This is a genomic window from Lysinibacillus sp. NPDC086135, assembly GCF_044746345.1.
Taxonomy (GTDB): Bacteria; Bacillota; Bacilli; order Bacillales_A; family Planococcaceae; genus Lysinibacillus.
Genome location: NZ_JBIVCA010000017.1, coordinates 70076 through 90476 on the forward strand (window position 1 = coordinate 70076; position 20401 = coordinate 90476).

General features: G+C 36.8%; 19 protein-coding genes and 1 pseudogene. 8 read left to right on the plus strand and 12 right to left on the minus strand.

The features are described from left to right. The first annotated feature begins 285 nt into the window (after nt 1-285). Nucleotides 286-936, plus strand: a complete 651-nt coding sequence (gene recU / locus ACIPKN_RS19905; RefSeq protein ID WP_400939323.1) for a Holliday junction resolvase RecU — start codon at nt 286-288, stop codon at nt 934-936. Continuing rightward, the gene (locus ACIPKN_RS19910) at nt 933-3638 is read left to right on the plus strand and encodes a PBP1A family penicillin-binding protein (protein ID WP_400939325.1); all 2706 of its coding nucleotides are present in this window, start codon (nt 933-935) and stop codon (nt 3636-3638) included. The genes recU and ACIPKN_RS19910 overlap by 4 nt, the downstream gene beginning before the upstream one ends. 381 nt (nt 3639-4019) lie before the next feature. Here ACIPKN_RS19910 and ACIPKN_RS19915 read toward each other — a convergent pair whose 3' ends face one another. From ACIPKN_RS19915 to ACIPKN_RS19940, 6 genes are all read right to left on the minus strand, one after another. Further along, nucleotides 4020-4334 carry a YpoC family protein gene (locus tag ACIPKN_RS19915; protein WP_400939328.1) on the minus strand — a complete coding sequence of 105 codons (315 nt, stop codon included), beginning with the start codon at nt 4332-4334 and terminating at the stop codon, nt 4020-4022. Continuing rightward, nucleotides 4331-4993 carry an endonuclease III gene (gene nth / locus ACIPKN_RS19920; protein WP_049666611.1) on the minus strand — a complete coding sequence of 221 codons (663 nt, stop codon included), beginning with the start codon at nt 4991-4993 and terminating at the stop codon, nt 4331-4333. Before nth ends, ACIPKN_RS19915 begins: the two co-directional genes overlap by 4 nt. Before the next feature lie 12 nt (nt 4994-5005). Next, nucleotides 5006-5734, minus strand: a complete 729-nt coding sequence (locus ACIPKN_RS19925) for a DnaD domain-containing protein (protein WP_400939331.1) — start codon at nt 5732-5734, stop codon at nt 5006-5008. A gap of 122 nt (nt 5735-5856) precedes the next feature. Continuing rightward, the gene (asnS, locus tag ACIPKN_RS19930) at nt 5857-7152 is read right to left on the minus strand and encodes an asparagine--tRNA ligase (protein ID WP_132359094.1); all 1296 of its coding nucleotides are present in this window, start codon (nt 7150-7152) and stop codon (nt 5857-5859) included. Between the two features lie 281 nt (nt 7153-7433). Further along, nucleotides 7434-8627, minus strand: coding sequence for a pyridoxal phosphate-dependent aminotransferase (locus ACIPKN_RS19935; protein WP_400939334.1), 1194 nt, complete (start codon nt 8625-8627; stop codon nt 7434-7436). Between the two features lie 16 nt (nt 8628-8643). Then, entirely contained in the window at nt 8644-9126 is a 483-nt protein-coding gene (locus ACIPKN_RS19940; RefSeq protein ID WP_400939336.1) for a cell wall elongation regulator TseB-like domain-containing protein, read from the minus strand. Nucleotides 9127-9831: 705 nt separating this feature from the next. On the opposite strand from ACIPKN_RS19940, the gene ACIPKN_RS19945 reads away from it, so the two are divergent. Then, nucleotides 9832-11856: a multicopper oxidase family protein gene (locus ACIPKN_RS19945; RefSeq protein ID WP_400939339.1), complete on the plus strand. Its 2025-nt coding sequence runs from the start codon at nt 9832-9834 to the stop codon at nt 11854-11856. A gap of 162 nt (nt 11857-12018) precedes the next feature. On the opposite strand, the gene ACIPKN_RS19950 is transcribed toward ACIPKN_RS19945, so the two are convergent. The 4 genes from ACIPKN_RS19950 to ACIPKN_RS19965 all read right to left on the minus strand — a co-directional run bounded on the left by ACIPKN_RS19950 (nt 12019) and on the right by ACIPKN_RS19965 (nt 14651). Next, nucleotides 12019-12177 carry a MerR family DNA-binding transcriptional regulator gene (locus tag ACIPKN_RS19950; RefSeq protein WP_400939341.1) on the minus strand — a complete coding sequence of 53 codons (159 nt, stop codon included), beginning with the start codon at nt 12175-12177 and terminating at the stop codon, nt 12019-12021. A gap of 307 nt (nt 12178-12484) precedes the next feature. Further along, a complete protein-coding gene (locus ACIPKN_RS19955; RefSeq protein WP_400939344.1) occupies nt 12485-13747 on the minus strand; it encodes an MFS transporter in 1263 nt (420 codons plus the stop codon). Between the two features lie 24 nt (nt 13748-13771). Next, nucleotides 13772-14083 carry a YtxH domain-containing protein gene (locus tag ACIPKN_RS19960; RefSeq protein ID WP_400939347.1) on the minus strand — a complete coding sequence of 104 codons (312 nt, stop codon included), beginning with the start codon at nt 14081-14083 and terminating at the stop codon, nt 13772-13774. Next, a complete protein-coding gene (locus ACIPKN_RS19965) occupies nt 14076-14651 on the minus strand; it encodes a MarR family winged helix-turn-helix transcriptional regulator (protein WP_400939350.1) in 576 nt (191 codons plus the stop codon). The genes ACIPKN_RS19960 and ACIPKN_RS19965 overlap by 8 nt, the downstream gene beginning before the upstream one ends. A 345-nt stretch (nt 14652-14996) precedes the next feature. Between ACIPKN_RS19965 and ACIPKN_RS19970 the strand changes: the two genes are divergently transcribed. From ACIPKN_RS19970 to ACIPKN_RS19990, 5 genes and pseudogenes are all read left to right on the plus strand, one after another. Next, complete coding sequence (locus ACIPKN_RS19970) at nt 14997-15371, plus strand: DUF2085 domain-containing protein (RefSeq protein ID WP_142508301.1); 375 nt, start codon at nt 14997-14999, stop codon at nt 15369-15371. An 11-nt stretch (nt 15372-15382) separates the two neighbouring features. Then, the gene (locus ACIPKN_RS19975; protein ID WP_400939352.1) at nt 15383-15790 is read left to right on the plus strand and encodes a zinc ribbon domain-containing protein; all 408 of its coding nucleotides are present in this window, start codon (nt 15383-15385) and stop codon (nt 15788-15790) included. Nucleotides 15791-15809: 19 nt separating this feature from the next. Beyond that, complete coding sequence (locus tag ACIPKN_RS19980) at nt 15810-16112, plus strand: zinc ribbon domain-containing protein (RefSeq protein ID WP_400939354.1); 303 nt, start codon at nt 15810-15812, stop codon at nt 16110-16112. A 282-nt stretch (nt 16113-16394) separates the two neighbouring features. Continuing rightward, nucleotides 16395-18149, plus strand: coding sequence for an ABC transporter ATP-binding protein (locus ACIPKN_RS19985; protein ID WP_400939356.1), 1755 nt, complete (start codon nt 16395-16397; stop codon nt 18147-18149). Nucleotides 18150-18166: 17 nt separating this feature from the next. Further along, nucleotides 18167-18328, plus strand: a pseudogene (locus tag ACIPKN_RS19990) (response regulator); the annotation flags it as partial. 191 nt (nt 18329-18519) lie between these two features. Here ACIPKN_RS19990 and ACIPKN_RS19995 read toward each other — a convergent pair. Further along, on the minus strand, nt 18520-18765 hold the full coding sequence (locus ACIPKN_RS19995) for a hypothetical protein (protein ID WP_400939358.1): 246 nt from the start codon (nt 18763-18765) through the stop codon (nt 18520-18522). Between the two features lie 152 nt (nt 18766-18917). Then, on the minus strand, nt 18918-19694 hold the full coding sequence (locus ACIPKN_RS20000; RefSeq protein ID WP_400939360.1) for a Rha family transcriptional regulator: 777 nt from the start codon (nt 19692-19694) through the stop codon (nt 18918-18920). Nucleotides 19695-20401 lie beyond the last annotated feature (707 nt).

Sequence of the window (20401 nt, forward strand, 5' to 3'; positions counted from 1 at the left end):
TTTCGTAGTCTTCAAAATCGTCTATTAAGTAGAGAAACTAACGTAGAAACCAGTTTTTTCTATAAATTCGTTTGGAAATTTCATCAGTTATTTTGACGATTCTCGAGTTATATTACATGATATTTTTCGACTTTAAGAGGCGAAAATTGCCCAAAGATCGGTTATTTAATGGTAATTTAAATCACCGTTAATCTAGCATCAATCATACTATTATTGGAAGTGGAGAACTGCTACTTAATCATGGTAAACTATTGTATAATAGCAGTATTATAGAGGGTGAACTAAGTGACAATTCGTTATCCGAATGGGAAATTATATTCCCCTAATCCAACTGTTGAAAAAACAGCAAAAAAGGGAAAGGACAAGGATTTTTCTTTTAGTAATCGAGGGAAAACACTAGAAGATGAAATTAATGAAGCAAATGATTATTATGTAAAAAGGCGATTTGCTATCATTCATAAGAAACCTGTTCCCGTGCAAATCGTCAAAGTAGAGTACCCATCACGAAGTGCTGCAGTTATTCGTGAGGCTTATTTCCGAACACCATCGACAACAGATTACAATGGGGTTTGGAATGGGCATTATATTGATTTTGATGCAAAGGAAACTGCTTCAAAGACTAGCTTTCCCCTAAAGAATATTCACGTACATCAAATGACACATATGCAGCAAGTGACGGAACAAAATGGTGTGGCTTTTATTATCGTTCGTTTCTCAGCTTTTGAACGATATTTTATCGTGCCATACGATGTTTTACAAAAGGCCTGGCTAGCGATGGAAAACGGTGAACGTAAATCGATTTCCTTTTCAACTATAGAAAAGGAAGCTTTTGAAATTCCTACAAGCTATTATCCACGGATCGATTATTTACCGATTGTCCAAAAGCTAATTGAAGCAAAAAGCCATGGTTCTGAAAGTGAGGAGATAGTAGAATGACTGAACGTCGTCCGACACGCGGTGAGCATCAAAAGGCTCTCGCTCAAAAAAATAAAAAAAGCGCTCCGAAACCAGCGAAGAAAAAATGGTTCAAGCGCATTACGTTAACAATAGTAGCTGTTATAGCTGCATGTTTTATTGGAGGTGCAGGGTTATTCGCCTATTATGCAAGTAGCGCACCTGAACTAGATGAAAACTTACTGAAGGATCCAGTTTCCTCAGAGTTCTATGATAAAAACGGTGATTTATTTGCAACGATAGGTGCAAAAAACCGTAAATATGTAAAATATGAAGATATACCAAAGGATATGATTAACGCTATCCTTGCAACGGAAGATGCACGCTTTTTCGAGCACGGTGGTATGGATTTTTATCGCCTTGGTGGCGCAATACTCGCTAACTTCCGTGATGGCTTCGGGGCACAAGGGGCCTCTACATTAACACAGCAAGTTGTTAAAAACTCATTTTTACAAAATGAGAAAAAATTAAAACGTAAAGCACAGGAAGCTTGGCTTGCCTACCAATTAGAACGTAAATATTCAAAAGAAGAAATTTTTGAAATGTACTTTAACAAAATGCTGATGTCAGGTCGTGTTTATGGCTTCGGTACAGCAGCCCAATATTTCTATGGGAAAGAACTAAAAGATTTAACTTTAGATGAAGAAGCATTACTTGCAGGTTTAGTACAACGTCCAAATGCATACAATCCAATAAAATACCCAGAGCTTGCCGAGAAACGTCGGAACACTGTTTTAGGTTTAATGTATCAGCATGGTAAAATTTCAAAAGAGGAAATGGAAGAAGCAAAAAAAGTAGATGTTAAAATCGGCCTCGCTGATGATGAAACTCGTCAAAAATTTGCTGGCACTAAATACGATGCCTTCCTTGATGTTGTTATTAATGAGCTAGAGGAAAACGGTGATGGAAGTGCAATGGCGGAAGGAATTAAAGTTTACACAACTCTTGATCCGAAAGCCCAACAAATTGTGGAAAACATTATGAATGATGACAGTAACTTCCCAACTAAAGAGATTCAATCTGGTGTAACTGTCGTTGATACGAAAAGTGGTCAAATTCAAGCAATCGGTGGCGGACGCAATTACGGGGTTAACCGTGGTTTCAACTATGCATATGATTTAAAACATCAACCAGGCTCAACTATGAAGCCATTACTAGATTATGGACCAGCAATCGAAAATTTAAAATGGTCAACAGGTCAAACACTTGTGGATGAACCTATGAAATACTCAAGTTCGGATCAAACTATTACAAACTGGGATAATAAGTATATGGGAGCAATAACAGCACGTAAAGCTTTATATGCTTCACGTAACGTTCCAGCTGTTAAAGTATTAAAAGAAGTAGGTATTGATAAAGCTCAAGAATTTGTTGGTCGTTTAGGCATTAATGCTGAAAAAGTTTATGAATCTGATGCGATCGGTGGTGGGGATATTACAATGTCTCCTACACAAATGGCAGCTTCCTATGCAGCATTTGGGAATAACGGTGTTTACACTGATCCTTATGCGATTACAAAAATCGTTTACCGTGATGGTAAAACAACAAAAGACTACACACCAGAACCAACTGTAGCAATGAGCGATTATACAGCTTACATGGTGACAGATATGTTACGTGACGTTGTCGGTAATAAACCTGATGCGTCAGGTACTGCAGCCAATGTACCTGGATTAGATATCGCAGGTAAAACAGGTACAACAAACTATTCACGCGCTGATTTTAACAAGCATAATTTACCGGATACAAGTGTACCTGATTCATGGTTTGCTGGTTACACATCAAACTATTCAATCGCTATTTGGAGTGGTTATGAAAAACACTTTGATCCTATTACAACTTGGGATGAACGTCGTTTACCACAACATTTATTTAAACAAATTATGAAAGAGATTTCGGCGAACGTTGAAACACCACGTTTCAAAAAACCAAACTCAGTTGTGGAAGCTACAATTGAAGCAGGCACAAAACCACTTAAATTAGCAAGTAACTTTACTCCAAGTGAGAAACGTCGAACAGAGCTATTTGTACGTGGAACAGAGCCTAAGGAAGTTTCAAATGAATACGCAATGCCGGAACTTTCTTCACCTTACAATGTAAGTGCAAGCCTTGATATAGAAGGTCAATCAATCAATATTTCTTGGGAGCATGATGCAATGCTTAATCCGGAAACAAATGAACCGCTACCAACTACTTTCGAGGTATCTGCTAAACGAGAAGGCGGAAAGACTATTTCTCTTGGTAAAACGGAAAGCAAAGACTTAACAATTAGCAGCAAAGAACTGGAAGATGGCAATTACACGATTTCTGTCGTAGCAGTTGTTGATGATACACGCAGTAAACCAGGTACAGCTACCTTCCAAGTAACAGGTACGACTGATGAAGAGGATAAAGATAAAGAGCCAGATACTCCGGATAAACCTGATGTTGAGGAGCCAACAGCACCTGATCAAAATGGCAACAACGGGGACAACGGTAACCACAATGGTAACGGAAATGGTAACAATGGCAATAACAGCAACAATGGTAATGGCAATGCTAATACTGGTGGGAATGGTAACAGCGGCAATACAGGAAATAACGGTAACCCCCCAGGTAACAACAGCAACAATAATGGTAGCAAGCCACCAACAACGCCAACTGAACCAACCGCACCGGATGATGGTACTGGTAGTACTGAATAAAATAAAGCAGAGTAGCATAACGCTACTCTGCTTTTTTGCTGTTGGAAAACTATATGTCTATAAGTCAAAGTGTCAAAAAAGTATGTCTCTTCGTCAAGAGAGGAGTTGATTGCCGTTCCGGCTGGTCGCTTCCCCACCAATCAACCACATCACATAAAACGTTTCTTTGGCAGGGCAATCTAATTTAAAGTGATAAATTGAAACTTCAAAAGATGCTTTTTTTGCGCGAAAGCGTAGCAACAAACTGTGGAAGTGGCTCAACACTTTGACCACAGAAAAGCGCGAGAAATCAACATTTTAAAATTGATTTCTCACGCTTTTAAGGTTTTGACCAGTTATGTACCAGCCTCATTTTATATCTTTCAGGTCTATCTGTCTGTATTATTTTTTGGCAGCCTGCAAGCGTAGCCGTGCTGCTCGTTTTTTTGTTTCCTTAAATAATTCATCGAGCTGACGATAACAGGCATATTGGCCAGGCTTTGCTTTTATAAAGGTTAAGCGTTCGACACCATTAATAGGCAACACTTCATCCCCTGCATCTTGCACTGAGCGCTCAAACAATAAAATGGCCATTTCCATCAATCCTTTTGCTTCACCAGTCCTTGCATCATGAGCTGCATGAATTTTGCCTTCTAGTTCTGCCCATTCTGCAAACCAAGCATCTACTTTTTCCTTTTCGAGTGCCTCTACATTCACGCTTCCTTCACCAACCCTTTCTTTAAACGTTTTTGCCCCTCTCTACAATCATCAAGTAAAGGGCAAGTGTGACAGTTAGGGTTTTGAGCTTTACAATGATAACGACCGAAGAAAATTAGCTGGTGATGTGTTTTCGACCACTTGTCCATCGGTGTTTTTTTCATAATTGTTTCTTCGACTTCGAGCACTGAATCCTTCCAGCGACAAAGCCCCAATCTCTTAGAGACGCGCTCTACATGTGTATCCACTGCAAGTGCAGGAATTTCAAAAGCTACAGACAACACAACATTAGCAGTCTTACGACCAACACCAGGCAATGTGACTAGTGCTTCTCGACTTGCGGGTATTTCCCCCTCGTATTCCTCTAATAACCTTTGACATAATGCTTGAATATTCTTTGCCTTATTCCGATACAAACCAATGGAGCGAATGTCCTGTTGCAGCTCTTCTAAGGATACAGCTAAGTAATCTTCCGGCTTTTTATATTTTTGAAACAATGTTTTCGTTACTTTGTTTACAAGTACATCCGTACACTGTGCCGATAATAACGTGGCAATAGTTAGTTCAAACGGATTGTCATGTACTAACTCACAATGTGCATCAGGAAACATACGATCCATTTCCGCTAGACAATGCTCCCATTGTTTTTTTGTTAACATGTCGGAAGCCTCCTATTCTCTTTCTTCTAACCAATTATAAAATGGTACTTTATTTGTCGACTGCGTTTCTTGCTGCATTGTTCGGACTGGCGGTCGGTTAAATGTTTGTTTTTCCCGGAACTGCTCGCTTTGCTTCTGTGCTGCCTGTGGTGTCGTAATATTTTTCTTTTTCCACTCCAGTAATATACGATCTATATAACGAATACTAAGCTTGCCAGCAAATACAGACTCCTTAAGCGCCTCCTTAATAAGCGCCGGACTGTGCTTATCCTCATCTAACCAATATCCGATTTTTTCTAGCTCTAAAGGAGATAAAAGACGCCCCATTTCCTCTTCAAATAATCGGAATATTTCACCCTCTTCTTGTCGAAGTGATGCTGTTGATTTTTGATGTTCCTTCATTTCAATCATCTGCATAATACGCTCCCAAAGTGGGTATACCGAATATTTTTCATATAGTTTGCCATTTGCATCGACGTCGCTTGTTATTTCAAGGAAACCTTTTTGCATTAATCGCTGTAGTCGTGAAGTAATGTCATTGCCAGGCATTGTCAGACGATTCATCAGGTCATTAGGCGTAGGAAAATCATTTCCCTCCATATGGAACGCAAGTAAATGCATAACAATAAGTGCCTCATCATCCTCAATATTTAACTCCTTATAAAACTGAAAAAAAAGCTGAGGAATTTGAATCATTCTCTGCTCAGTCCATGTACGGAGTCGATTGTTATTTGTGCTCATATTATATTTGACTCCTTTTTCTATCGTAAGTAGAAAAGCCGCGTAGACACATCACTACGCGACTTTTTTTAATTTTAACTGCTTTGACGGGCAGCAAAACCTAAAACCAAACTAGGTATTGCTTATGGATATAAGCGATTTAGTAAACGTGGGAATGGAATCGTTTCACGAATGTGCTCCGTGCCAGAAATCCATGCCACCGTACGTTCCAATCCAAGACCGAAGCCTGAATGTGGTACAGAACCTTGTTTACGTAGCTCTAAATACCATGCATAAGCATCTAAAGATAATTGATGTTCTTCAAGACGTGATTTTAATAAATCATAGTCGTGAATACGCTCAGAACCACCAATTATTTCACCATAACCTTCTGGTGCAATTAAATCTGCACATAATACTACATCATCACGGTCAGGATGTGGTTGCATGTAGAATGGCTTAATGCCTACTGGGTAACAAGTGATGAATACAGGTTTATCAAATGAATTAGCAATTGCTGTTTCATGTGGTGCACCGAAATCATCGCCCCATTCAATATCGTCAAATCCTTGCTCATGTAATAATTTAATGGCATCGTCGTAAGAAATACGAGGGAATGGTGCTTTGATATTTTCAAGTGTTGAAGTATCACGACCAAGTCGCTCTAATTCTAATTTGCAGTTTGCCAGAACTGATTGCACAATATGCGCTACATACTGTTCTTGCACTTCTAGGTTTTCTTCAAATTCCACAAATGCCATTTCTGGTTCAATCATCCAAAACTCGATTAAGTGACGACGTGTTTTAGATTTTTCTGCACGGAATGTAGGACCGAATGAGAACACTTTACCTAATGCCATCGCAGCCGCTTCCATATAAAGTTGACCAGATTGAGAAAGATATGCATCCTCATCGAAATATTTTGTGTGGAATAGCTCAGAAGTACCTTCTGGAGCTGACCCAGTTAAAATCGGTGGGTCCATTTTTGTAAAGCCATTGTCGTTGAAAAACTCGTAAGTTGCACGAATAATTTCGTTACGAATTTTCATGATCGCATGTTGCTTACGAGAACGTAGCCATAAGTGACGGTTATCCATTAAAAACTCTGGACCATGTTCTTTTGGCGTAATAGGGAAATCAGTTGCAGCATGTAGTACTTCAATACCAGTTACAGCAATTTCACAGCCAAAGCTTGAACGCTCATCTGCTTTAACCTCTCCCGTAATGTACATTGAAGTTTCTTGGGACATTCCTTTTGCAATGGCGAAAATTTCTTCGCCTACTTCTTCTTTTACAACAACGCCCTGAACAAAGCCAGAACCATCACGTAATTGTAAGAAGGCAATTTTCCCACTTGATCGTTTGTTCGCTAACCAAGCTCCTAGCTTGACGGTTTCACCGATATGCTTTGGCATATCTTGAATCATAATTTTTTTCATAGAAATCCTCCAAAGTTCAATCAATTGTGCCTTGGCATAATTGCGTCTGGAATCGGCTTTGTGCTTGCACAAAGAACTCCTTTCCGATTCCATGACATCCGCCGGAGGCTTTAGGCCAACAAGATGTTGGTCACTCAGTCGTTGCCACAGGACGTGGCGTTCTTAGACTGAGTTCCACTATTTCAGCGGGCGTTTGGACCCCCTCTGAAAAATAGCTTACATTCGCATTCATCTCACCACCTATAGAGGTGGGCGACTTCTGCTGAAAGATGTTAAAAGGATTAGTCTTGCCATTTTGATTTTACAAATGTATCAATTCGACGGACTGCCTCTTCTAATAAGTCTAAAGATGTAGCATAAGATAATCGCATTGTAGTTGGTGCACCAAAGCCAGAACCTGGAATCACTGCTACGTTTGCTTCTGTTAAAATATCCGAAGCGAATGCATCTACTGAATCATAGCCAGTATGAGCCATAGCTTCTGCTACATCTGGTAATAAATAGAATGCACCCTGCGGTTTTAAAACGTTGAAGCCAGGAATTGCACTTAACTGTGGATAAATTTTTTCAAGACGAGTTTCGAATGCTTGACGCATTTCTTCTACAGTGTCTTGTGGTCCATTATACGCTTCCACTGCTGCATATTGTGCAGTTGTTGTTGCGTTCGATGTAGAGTGTGATGCAAGATCGGTCATTGATTTAATAATGTCCGCATCCCCTGCGGCATAACCGATACGCCAGCCTGTCATAGAGTGAGATTTTGCAACACCATTTACAACGATTGTACGTGCTTTCACTGCATCAGATAGCTGTGCAATTGAAAAATGCTCAATACCATTGTATACAAGCTTCTCATAAATTTCATCTGACACGATTAAAATATCTTTTTCTTCTGCAACAGCAGCAATTTCAGCAATCTCTTCACGAGAATAAATCATACCTGATGGGTTGCTAGGAGAGTTAATAATAACTGCTTTTGTTTTATCTGTCACAGCAGCTCTTAATTGATCCGCAGTAATTTTATAGCCTTGCTCACGTGTGCCTTCAACATAAACAGGTACACCGCCCGCTAATTTTACTTGCTCAGGATAAGATACCCAATAAGGAATTGGAATAATAACTTCATCGCCCTCGTTTAAAATCACTTGGAATAAAGTATAAAGAATATGTTTTGCTCCAACACCTACAATTACTTCATTCGGCTTGTATGTAAGATTGTTGTCGCGGTGAAGTTTATCGATAATAGCTTTCTTAAGTACTGGAAGACCGCCAGCAGGTGTATATTTTGTTAAACCTTTTTCCATCGAGTCAATGGCAGCATTTAAAATATTTTGTGGCGTGTTGAAGTCAGGCTCACCAGCGCCTAGACCAATAACGTCAATACCTTGCTCTTTTAATTCCTTTGCTTTCGCAGTAATTGCTAAAGTTGAAGAAGGTGTTAAAGTTTTTACACGGTTTGCTAATAAATTTTTCATACGAGATCTACTCCTCTTATAAATTCGTAATGCGCTTCCACCAGTCGCCGTCCTTAAACATAATATAGACATAGTTGAGCTTATCGTGATCGTTTAGGTATGTAATTTCCCAAACAGCACCTGGCTCCTCATAGCCTAATTTGATATTAAGGACTGTTTGTACATTGCCTTCTTTTTTCAAAACCGATAATGCCTGCTTTTCCGTAATACCATCTTTTAAAAGTACTTCCTTAATTGAATCAGCTTTTAGATTCGTCGGAACAAAGACAGCTTTTTTATCACCATATTCATCTGCCCCGAACACAGTGACATACGAATGTTTGCCATTATATGTGTAAGACTCCGAGACAATTGCGAGGGCTTTGGCATCGAGTGCCAACTGTTCAGCCTGCTCTTCAATTGAACGGAATGGAGCCTCGGCTTTCCAGAGTACTAAAATACTAATGACAAGTGACAATGAAACCATAAAGACAGAAATGAAAATCAACCAGTTTTTCATATATTCACCTTAAGTTTCACATCTAGCGTATTCTTTAACACGAATGCCTGATGCTTTTGCATATCTATAACTGCGTATACATTCATTTTGCTTTCCATTTTTGTCAACCTGCTTTCTTTCCTCATACCACAACATTATACAACAATTTTGTGCTGTCGTGTTTCTTATTTCATATATTGTACGTTGATAGAATAACGTTTTCAAATGATTCGGGTAGTAATTTTTTTCTTTTCCGTGCAGCCCTTAAGAAAGAAAACCCTTTCAATGGAAAAATTCCTATTCACAATTGCAAATAGGAAGCAAAATTTGTCGCTAAAATCCTATGATACTCCACAAAAAACATAGTAGGACGACCGTCATTTATAGCACTGTACAAGCATTGATTTGCCTGCTTATATAAAGATTTTTTTGTAATTGGCACACCTTTTGCTGTCACTTCGCTTTTGCCACAGAACGTAGCGTTCTTAGACTGAGTTCCTGAGGCACCGACTGAAAAGCAACATAAATTTGCAATTATCTCACCACCTATCGAGGTGGAGACTTCTGTCCTGTCGCTACGCTTTCGGCACATAAGATATTTGCTGAAATAAATTAAATGTTTTTTTATAAGTACAATTATCTCCATTATTGTCCTAGTTGCCTATTGTTTTTACCCATATGATGAGGTAATGAGCAATTTTAAGAATTGAAAAGGGACGTGATGTTTTGACTAAAGAAGTTAATCCTACAGATCCAGAGACAATACCAAAATTTGTGGATGAGCTGCCAAAACCGGTTACCGCTAAACCTAAATACTATAAAGGCCAACAGAGAAAAAATTATTATGAACTTAAAATGATGCAAGCAGAGCATTCTTTCCATAAAGATTTCCCCAAATCAATCATATGGGGCTATAACGGACTTTATCCCGGACCGACAATTGAGGCTACAAAAGACAAAAGCATTTATGTTAGATATAAAAATCAATTGCCCCTAAATCACTTTTTACCCGTTGATTTTTCACTTCATGCGGCAAACGATTCAACGGAAGTAAGAACTGTTACACATTTACATGGCGCAAATGTAGATTGGGAGAGTGACGGACATCCCGATGCATGGTATACAAGAGATTATGCACAAACAGGTCCAAAGTTCAATAAAGACATACATGAATATACTAATCATCAACCCGGCGCAACTCTGTGGTACCATGATCATGCAATGGCGCTAACTCGTTTAAATGTGTATGCTGGATTAGCCGGTTTTTATTTACTTCGAGATTCGCTTGAGGAGCGTTCTAACCTACCTTGTGGTGACTATGAGTATCCCATCTTAATACAAGATAAATCATTTAATGAAGACGGCTCACTTTTCTATCCTGATGAACCACCATTCCCAGTTCCCGTTCATCCATCAATTACACCTGGCTTTGTTGGTAATACTATCGTTGTAAACGGGAAGGTCTGGCCATATTTAAATGTCGAACCTCGTAAATATAGATTTCGTTTTCTCAATGGTTCCAATAGAAGAGGTTATGTCATTAGCCTTTCAAACGGTGATCCTATGATACAAATCGGAACAGACGGAGGCTTTTTAACTGCGCCTCAAGAAATTCAATCTGTCGAATTATTGCCGGCAGAACGAACAGATGTTATAGTCGATTTTTCATCATTTGAAGGTCAGGAAATAATGTTAGTCAATTCTGATGAAGATTTCATTGATGAACATACATGTGTAATCATGCAGTTTAACGTGTGTCTTCCTCTAAAATGTGAGGATACTAGTGAAATACCAGAAAGACTCGCAGTATCTACGGATTTACATTCACACGATGCACATATCGAGAGACATTTACCATTAACTGCTACGACAGACGATTTTGGTCGACCAATGTTATTATTAAATAATCGTATGTATCATGATCCTACTACCGAAAAGCCTGCACTTGATAGTATAGAGATTTGGAATTTTATAAATGCCACGCAGTTTGACCACCCTATCCATCTACATTTAATTCAATTTAAAATACTAGAACGACGCCCTTTCGATATGGAGCTATATCGAAATGAAGGTAGACTGGAATTTACAGGTCCCCCTGAAAAACCGCATAACTATGAGCAAGGTTGGAAGGATACTGTAAAAGCGGAAGCTGGGAAGGTTACGAAAATTATTATGCATTGGAAAGATCATGTCGGCCATTATATGTGGCATTGTCATTTCCTAGAACATGAAGATCATGACATGATGCGACCAATACTTGTCATGAAGGATTTTCACCCTGTGCAAGAGCCACATGCTGAAATCCAGCATGAAATAGAGCATGCACAAGAACGGCATCATGACGACTCTACTATTGTTACGGGCAATAATGAGCACACTGTACCATTCTTGAACACTTCTCCACACATCACGCCAGTTGAAGAAATTGTAGAATACTCTCAAGCCTCTTTGCAAACAACATATTTAGAAGACGAAATAGAATATACTCCGCAAACTATTCCTCTCTTAACTAGTACGCAAAACAATACTCACTCTACTGAAACAGCTTATTTAGAAGACAATGTGGAATATAATCAGCTATCTTCACCACTTTTGAACAATACTCAAAATATCACGTTTTCAAAAATAGAACTTCCGCAACATCAAATTATTCGTTCTGATATTGAAAGCATTCCCCAACCAATCTTCCCGTCTGACGAGTTTCAATCTCGACAAAGAATACCTGCGAGGCGTCGGAGAAGATGGTACTAATGTTACCAATATAAAAGGCTTGGAAAAAACTGAGCAAACTCTTAAAATGCGCGAGATATCAATTTTAGAAACATGATTTCTCGCGCTTTTCTGATGTGAGGAAAATCTTTTTTGAAAATATACTTACGTCCCTCCTCTCTATGATTTTAATTGTTAATTAGACTATAAAGAATAGGTACGATAAACAATGTTCTGACTATCCGCATAAACTCGATAGCCATTTGAACTTCTTTCCTCCGGTAACAGTAAATTTTTTGTTTCATAAAAGCGTAATGTACTTTTGGCTATACCATTTCTTTCTGAAAATTCTTGAATCGTCATATCAAAGCGCCCAGTTGGAACGGAAATCAACCACACGTTTTGGTGATGATCCATTATTAAGGGTTTTAATTAACCATTTGTTATCCAATACGCTGATTTCCGCTACCATCAGCTAAAAATAGGTACACCTAAGCAAAACATCACCTAAAGATCCTTTAATCGGTCAATAATATTTTCCTAAGACAAAAAAGAGCCCCTTTTGCTGTGCATTAAGGGACTTAAAGGTTAATCGTTTGAAAATGATTGTCAGTATTTACTGTTGCTTAGAATGCTCGAGTAAAGCATTGTGCAATAGATTTCTTATGAATTATTCTGCTACCTCGCTCTTTTCAAAGCGTAAAATTCTCTTTGTTGCAATTGCCATCACTACCATGGCAATACTAATCATTAAAATAGGAACGTAGACTTTAATTCTAAATGCTTCAAATAAAAAGCCATACAATATTTGCCCAATCGGTGCCATACATTGTGAAACGGCGATGATGATAGCCAAGACCTTCCCTAAGTTTTCATTAGGCGTTTCTTTTTGTACAAGTGTAATAACATATATTGAAATAACGGTCAGAATCATAGCTATAACAAGCGCACTACCGACAAATAAAGTATAAGACGGATAATATCCTATATTAAGAATGAGTGGCGTAACTGCTAGAGCCATTGGAACAATCAATAAAGCTGTGATAAACACCCAAAAGTATAAATTATTGATACCCATTTTTTTCGCAAAGTACCCCATTGATAAAGCTCCTAAAATTGTAGCAAAATCGATTAATCCCATCCCTATTCCATACAATGTATCACTACTTTGCATTGTAACACGCAGAATAATCGGTACACCTACGACAAACAGCGGTGTTAATAATAAATTTAATAATGCAGCTAAAATCATACATTTGAAGATAAAAGATTTCTTCACTACATAACTAAAGCCTTCTTTCAAATCATTTACAAGCGTCGGAATAATATGTCTATCCTGTTCTCGTTGCATAAATGGTATATGAATAAACATCTCTAATATGGCAGAAAGGAAAAAGAACACACCACTCACTATGACAAGCACTTTTAAGCCAATCAAACCGTAAAGTATTCCTCCTAATACAGGAGCAGCTACATTAGACAATGATTGAATACCATTGACTATTCCATTTGCTTGCTCTAGTTTTTCCTCTTCTACAAGTACTGGAATACTGGCCATCACTGCAGGTGCATACATAGCACTAACAAAGGAAAGAAGCACCATCACAACACCAATAACCCAAATGGAACTATTACCATAAGCTAGCATTGCAAAGAAAATAAAAACTATTATGCTACTCGTAAAATCAAAAATCACCATTAAATTGCGCCGATTAAACCTGTCAGCAATTGCTCCTCCTAGCGGTGCTAGTAAAATTGGGACACTCGATATCGCAAATAGTACTGCAAAAAGATCTGCACGTCCTGTAATATCTAGTACATAAAGTGATAAAGCAAACCTTAAAAGCGCAGATCCTAATATAGAAATAATTTGCCCAATCACCATAAGATTAAAATCTTTTGAAAAGCCTTTTCTTTTAATCTGTGATTCCATTCATTAGACCCCTTCCTTTACCATTCATGCCCCTTTTGAAAGGGTAGAATATTTTTGTATTGTAAGAAGAAAGATATTACTAAAAATACTTATAGTACTTAACCAAATGAGCCACTCTATTTGCACACTCCAAGACATTATTAGCAATAAGAACCCCACGATAATGGATACATAATTTCCAGAACGATTAATTTTTGAATTCCGATAAAATTTTTCCTTAACCTCATACGTAAATTTCTTTATTTTACGTTTCATAAAATAAACTTTTTCCTTTAACTTCTGCTTAGTATCTTTTGCTTTTTGAGGATAAAAAAAAGTTATAGCTCCTTTAGTCACGGCGTTCTTCATCTCCATATCGTTTTTTTAATAACTCAGTAAAAACTCTCTCTTGGAAGTCCGAAATCTGTTTTGGCTCCTCGATCTCCATATTTACCGTTTCTTCATATCCATCTAGTTCTTCACCGTCAAAGCGATAGAGTTTTTGTAATAGCTTCCATAATGTTTCAATTTCCTCTGTTGTAAAGTCTTTAAAGATATCTGCTAAAAAGTAAGTAGACTTCTCCGAACAAGCAATTAAAGCTGTTTTTCCCTCTGAGGTAATCTCGACATTGATCGACCTTTTATCTAATTTACTTGGTACCGTTTGGACATATCCTTTTTTCACAAGACTCGTTATTAACTTATTCGCAGTCTGCTTAGTTGTACCAAGTTTTTTGGCGATATTTACGAGTGTTGTATTTTCTACTGGTAAATGCGCAATGGCAATAAGAGCCATATGCTGTCTCGAAGTTAATACCTCTAAATACTCATCTCCTTTGATTTGAACTTTATTGACAACTGAAAACAATGTCGCATAACTTTGCTGCATAAAATGTAATTCCTTCAATAAAAGCTGTAAATCCATATGTAGCACCTCGCTATTTAGTCACCATGTTTACTAAATAATACACAATAGCATTATTAACGTCAACATGGTGACTATTATTTTTTGAATAAATCAAACATCCAATAGACCGACTGTCGGTTTATAATATTATATGATATCCCTCCAAAAAAAGGAACTTATTTTAAACATTCCTCTTAAAAAAATGCTAGAAAAATCCCACACAGGAACAAATACCTATTACTTAATCCCTAAATTATATGAAAAGTAATTTTTATCATTAAAGGTACTACCCATATTCCTTTTTATAGTATATTATATTCGTTGTTTCCTTTTATTGAAAAACTTGATTAAATAGGTGATTTCGTGAATCGATATTTTCAACTTTTATTCCTTTGCCATAGATTACCAAGTCGATCTTTTTTTTATAGAGGTGTTCAATTTCCAATTTGCGCACGTTGCACAGGAATTTGTATAGGATATATAATTGGCATTATATTGGCATTTTTTAAAATTTTACCCTTTTTTTATGCTCTTATTTTAACAATTCCTATGATTATAGACGGAACGGGACAATTATTTAATAAATGGCTTAGTACTAATAATCGGCGATTAGTAACGGGAATACTCGGGGGAATAGGCATTGTTTTTATGATTTTACACGCCGCTCTCTTATTTTGGAAACTAACTATGTATCTCTATAAAAAAGGAGAATATATTGGTTCATTAATTTTTAACTAAGGAGACTGAAAATGTTTTGTACATATTGTGCATCCAATCTATCAGAACACGCAGAAATTTGCTCAAATTGTGGTGTTAGAAAATTCAAAGTGCATAATTACTGCCATAATTGTGGGAATGAATTAAATGCTTTACAAGAAATGTGTACTTCATGCGGTATTATTTTAAAAAATTCTTCAAAGGGTACTCATCCACTAGTTCCTACATTACTTACATTTCTAATACCTGGTGTAGGCCAAATCATTAATAATCAAATGGGTAAGGGATTTCTTTGCTTATTTATATCTATAATATTTATTATTTTCATTCCTTTTCCTATTGGATTCATTATGGTTGGTATACCCATTTTAATTGATGCTTATTTAATCGGGAAAAAAATATATGAAGGAAAAGCAGTAGGAAAATGGGAATTCTTTTAATTTTAGGAGGTATACTTTAATGTTTTGTCCACACTGTAGTGAAGAAATTGCAGCACAAGCAGAAATTTGTCCAAAATGTGGTGTTCGTGTACATAATACATCCGAAGAGGATAAACCAAATATAGCTATTAATATCCTTTCCTTTTGTTGTACACCGCTTTTAGGGATTATTATGTATTTTGTATGGAAAGGTGATAAGCCTAAAGCAGCTAAATCTGCTTTAGTATGGGCGTTGATTGCAATAGGTTTATATGTAGTATTAATGGTTTTATTTGGAATACTAGGGTTTGTGCTTGGTTCTATCGACGAGTATAATTATTAAAAAAGACTAGGAATTAGCTAGTCGACATCTTAAAAAGCGCGAGACATCAATTTTAAAACATTGATTCCTCGCGCTTTTCTGATTTATTTTTTCCATCCTAAAAATTCACTTATGTCCAGCCTCTTTTCATATTTACTCCTTTAATTAAAATTATTCAATTGATCATACTCTTACCTATCCTCATTACCTCCTCATTTCATATTCAGTTCATATTGACATGTTATAGTTAGTCATATAAAAGATTCATATTTTATTGTTGATGAAATCAAAGGAGGATTTACTGTGCAGGAGGTATCAAAAGATACGACAAAACTGAAGGATTGGCGGCGCTTTATTCGCTTAGTCAAACAGGCTGAACCACCAATATGGCTTTTAATTATTGCATTAATAATGAGTTTAGCAACTACGGGCGTAGGCTTTATCGTTCCGCTATTTACAAAAAAATTAGTCGATGGCTTTTCATTAGCATCCCTTAATTATTGGCAAATACTTTTGTTAGGGATTGCTTTTATCGCGCAGGCCATTGCGGGTGGACTTTCCATTTATTATTTAAATCGTGTCGGACATCATGTTGTTGCGAAATTACGAGATCAGCTTTGGAGAAAGCTACTTCATTTACCAATTCCTTATTATGATGAGAACGATACAGGTGAAACATTAAGCCGTGTTACGAATGACACAGCTGTTGTTAAGGATCTCATTACGGAACATCTTGCGAACTGTTTATCAGGCGTACTATCTATTATTGGATCAATCATCATTCTATTAATCTTAGACTGGAAAATGACCTTAGTCATGCTGATTGCTGTTCCGCTTGCTATGGTTATTTTAATGCTATTAGGAAGACGAATGTTTGTCATTTCAAAAGGGATGCAAGATGAGACAGCAAAATTTACGGCTGTGCTCAATCAAGTTTTACCTGAAACGCGATTAGTAAAAGCTTCAAATGCCGAGAATATTGAATATGAGCGTGGCAAGAAAGGCATTACAAACCTTTTTACGTTTGGCTTAAAAGAGTCTAAAATCCATGCGCTTATTTCGCCTCTCATTTCGTTTGTATTAATGTCAGTCCTTGTGGCCATTATTGGTTATGGCGGTATACGAGTTTCTTCAGGAGAGCTTACAGCAGGCGACATGGTGGCATTTATTTTATATTTAATCCAAATCATCATGCCGATGACCCAATTAACAATGTTCTTTACACAGCTACAAAAAGCAATGGGTGCTACTGAGCGAATTAGTGCATTACTTGAGCATGAGGAAGAAAATATTTTCGAAGGAAACACATTAGAAAAAGTGGATCAACCGATTTATGTAAAAAATGTTGACTTTGCTTATGGAGAAGACCTAATTTTATCGAATATTAATTTTACCATTGAACCAGGTCAAGTGACGGCCATCGTAGGACCTAGTGGCGGAGGAAAAACAACAACATTTTCTCTGTTAGAAAGATATTATCAGCCTACTAACGGACGTATTACACTTGGAGAAACCCCTATCAACAAGTACTCCCTACATTCTTGGAGAAGCCAAATCGGCTACGTTGCTCAGGAGAGTGCACTGCTGTCTGGTACAATTCGTGAAAATATTTGCTATGGCATTGACAGAGAAGTACAGGATGAAGAACTTAATAGAGTTGCTAAAATGGCCTATGCCGATCAATTTATCAATGAATTACCAGAGCAATTTGATACAGAGGTAGGAGAACGAGGCATTAAGCTTTCTGGTGGTCAACGACAACGAATCTCTATCGCAAGAGCACTTTTGCGTGACCCTCAAATATTAATGCTAGATGAAGCAACATCTAGTCTAGATAGTAAATCGGAAATCTATGTTCAAAAAGCTTTGGATAATTTAATGCAAGGTAGAACAACGCTTGTCATTGCACACCGCCTTTCGACAGTAGTAGATGCAGATCAAATACTTTTTGTGGAGAAAGGACATATTACGGGCAGTGGCACACACGATACGCTATTTAGGACTCATGATATGTATCGGGAGTTTGCCAAGCAACAATTACGTATTAAAGAGGAATAACGAAGGGATTTGTTAGCATGACAAAACTATTAGTAGTAGATGATGATGCGCATATTCGGGAATTAGTTAAAGTATTTTTACTAAATGAAGGCTTAGAGGTAATTGAAGCTACGGACGGTGTCGATGCACTGTCCAAATTGGAATCTGAAAAGGTGGATATGATTATAATGGATATCATATAGTATGTTAATCTATCAGCATTTACTGCTTTATTTTTGGTGTATTACACCAACTGAAAACATGATGTAACTTTCTTAATTTCTATCAATCTACGTTCTTTTCTATTAGTTTGGGCATCGTTTTGGCATCATTTAAACTAAAAAATCACTCATTATTCAAACGAGTGATTTTCTTGTATTTATGTAATTTTTTAGTTAACCAATATCTCTAATTCAGTGATTCGACTGGATAGAAGATTGTTCATAAATTTCAATTCTTCATTATCATGACGTCCCAGTACATTATTGTCATGCAATAGATAAAGAAACTCTATTTCTATATCGTTTACAACTTGGTACCACCAACTTCCGATATCGTTTGAATTAGGCGGTGGTATATTAAAAATTTCCGAAAATTTTATTAATACATCCAGTAATTCTTTTGTTGTTGTTTCCATTATTTGCCCCCTCAAAAATGAGGACATCCACTTTTAAATGTACCCTTTTTAGGGTATAATTAAGCTTATATTGTTTTGGGTGGATGTCACTCGAATTGTATCACGATCTAAGTTGGCGCTTAGATTGTGATTTTTTTATTTTCTTGAAACATTTATGAAACCTCTTTCACTTGACCTAATAATAAAGGAATAAGCTCACTAAACTTTGATGGATAATACAAGGGCTGTGTTTCTTTTGGATTTCGAGGACTAATTGCGTTTGATCCGTAATACTGTCCCTTTTCTGTAATCGACTTAAATGCTTTTGTTCCACCTTTTGATGATGGACGATGTTTAATTTCCAGAATGCCTGCGGCTATTAAGATATTGTTAGCTTTAATTGCACTTATACCTACATTATGTTCCTTAAGTAAATCTGAAATTGGTTTCTTCAACTCCTCATTTTCTACATAAACAGGCAAATGATTCGTTGGCACACCATGTTGTTCGTGTACAGCTGTTAGCATCCGCACTTTAGAAGATTCGTCCGTACGTAGGATTTCAATAGCATACTTCACACCGATTAGCTGCTTTTCAAAATCCACCACATTACTTGATGATGAAGCTTGGCTTAGTATTTGTTCCATTTCTTCAAACCGAATAACATATGTTGCTGTGAATAAAATACCCTTTTCACCAGTCATTTTGTTTGCTACCATGTCACAGCCTTTGCGTGTGAGTAGGTAACACTTATTTTCTTTTCCAGAAGAATCTTTATAGGTGTTTTCAATAAAAAAATCCGCTGAACGCATTTTTGCGTTGAGTAAAATTTCACTATAATTATCGATGCTTCTTAATAAATCCGTATGGCGTTTCCCAACCATTTCTGCTACATCTCGACTATCCGTTACTAGCTGACCATTAAACGAAACTACATTTAATTGATTCATATCGTGTTCCTCCTGTTTTTTAGGCGTTAATAATCTTTCACTTCAGTTTTAACAACATTTCAATATCGTGTTCCTCTATATAACAAACGTCTGTATTATATTTATCACCCCCTTTCGTTATTTTTATATCCATTAAACTATTAAATGATACATATAATTTAATTTATTTTTATTTAAAAAAGATATTCTCCCTTAATTATACAGAGGGAATTTTTAGTGACAAAATCACATATAGAAGAAATAAATGTGTTTTATAGAGCTACAATCAAAAAAGCACCACGAAAACGTTGATTATTAGTGAATAATAATCAGACGCTCTCGTTGGTGCTTCCAACTGAGAACATTAGCTATGAGGGTTTTCCTCAAGCCTTTGTTATTTAATTAATTGTAATCAAAACTTAATTGAATCTATTTACAATTACACACATTAACATAAATAACAAACTGATTACTAGCATAAATTCAAATTTTTCTTAAATTAATAAAACAAAACACCCCAAATGAAGGGTTATCTCTTGATAACCAGGCTCAAATGGGGTGTTCCCTTTTTAGATATGCAGTTTCAATGTTTTTTACTTATATACATCTTACTGCGATATATGCCTGGTTTCAAGTGTATTTTTCCAATCTATTCATACTATCTTAATCTTTTTGATTTTCTAAGTAGTCTACTCATACATAATATCAAAATGAATAATTTCCATTTT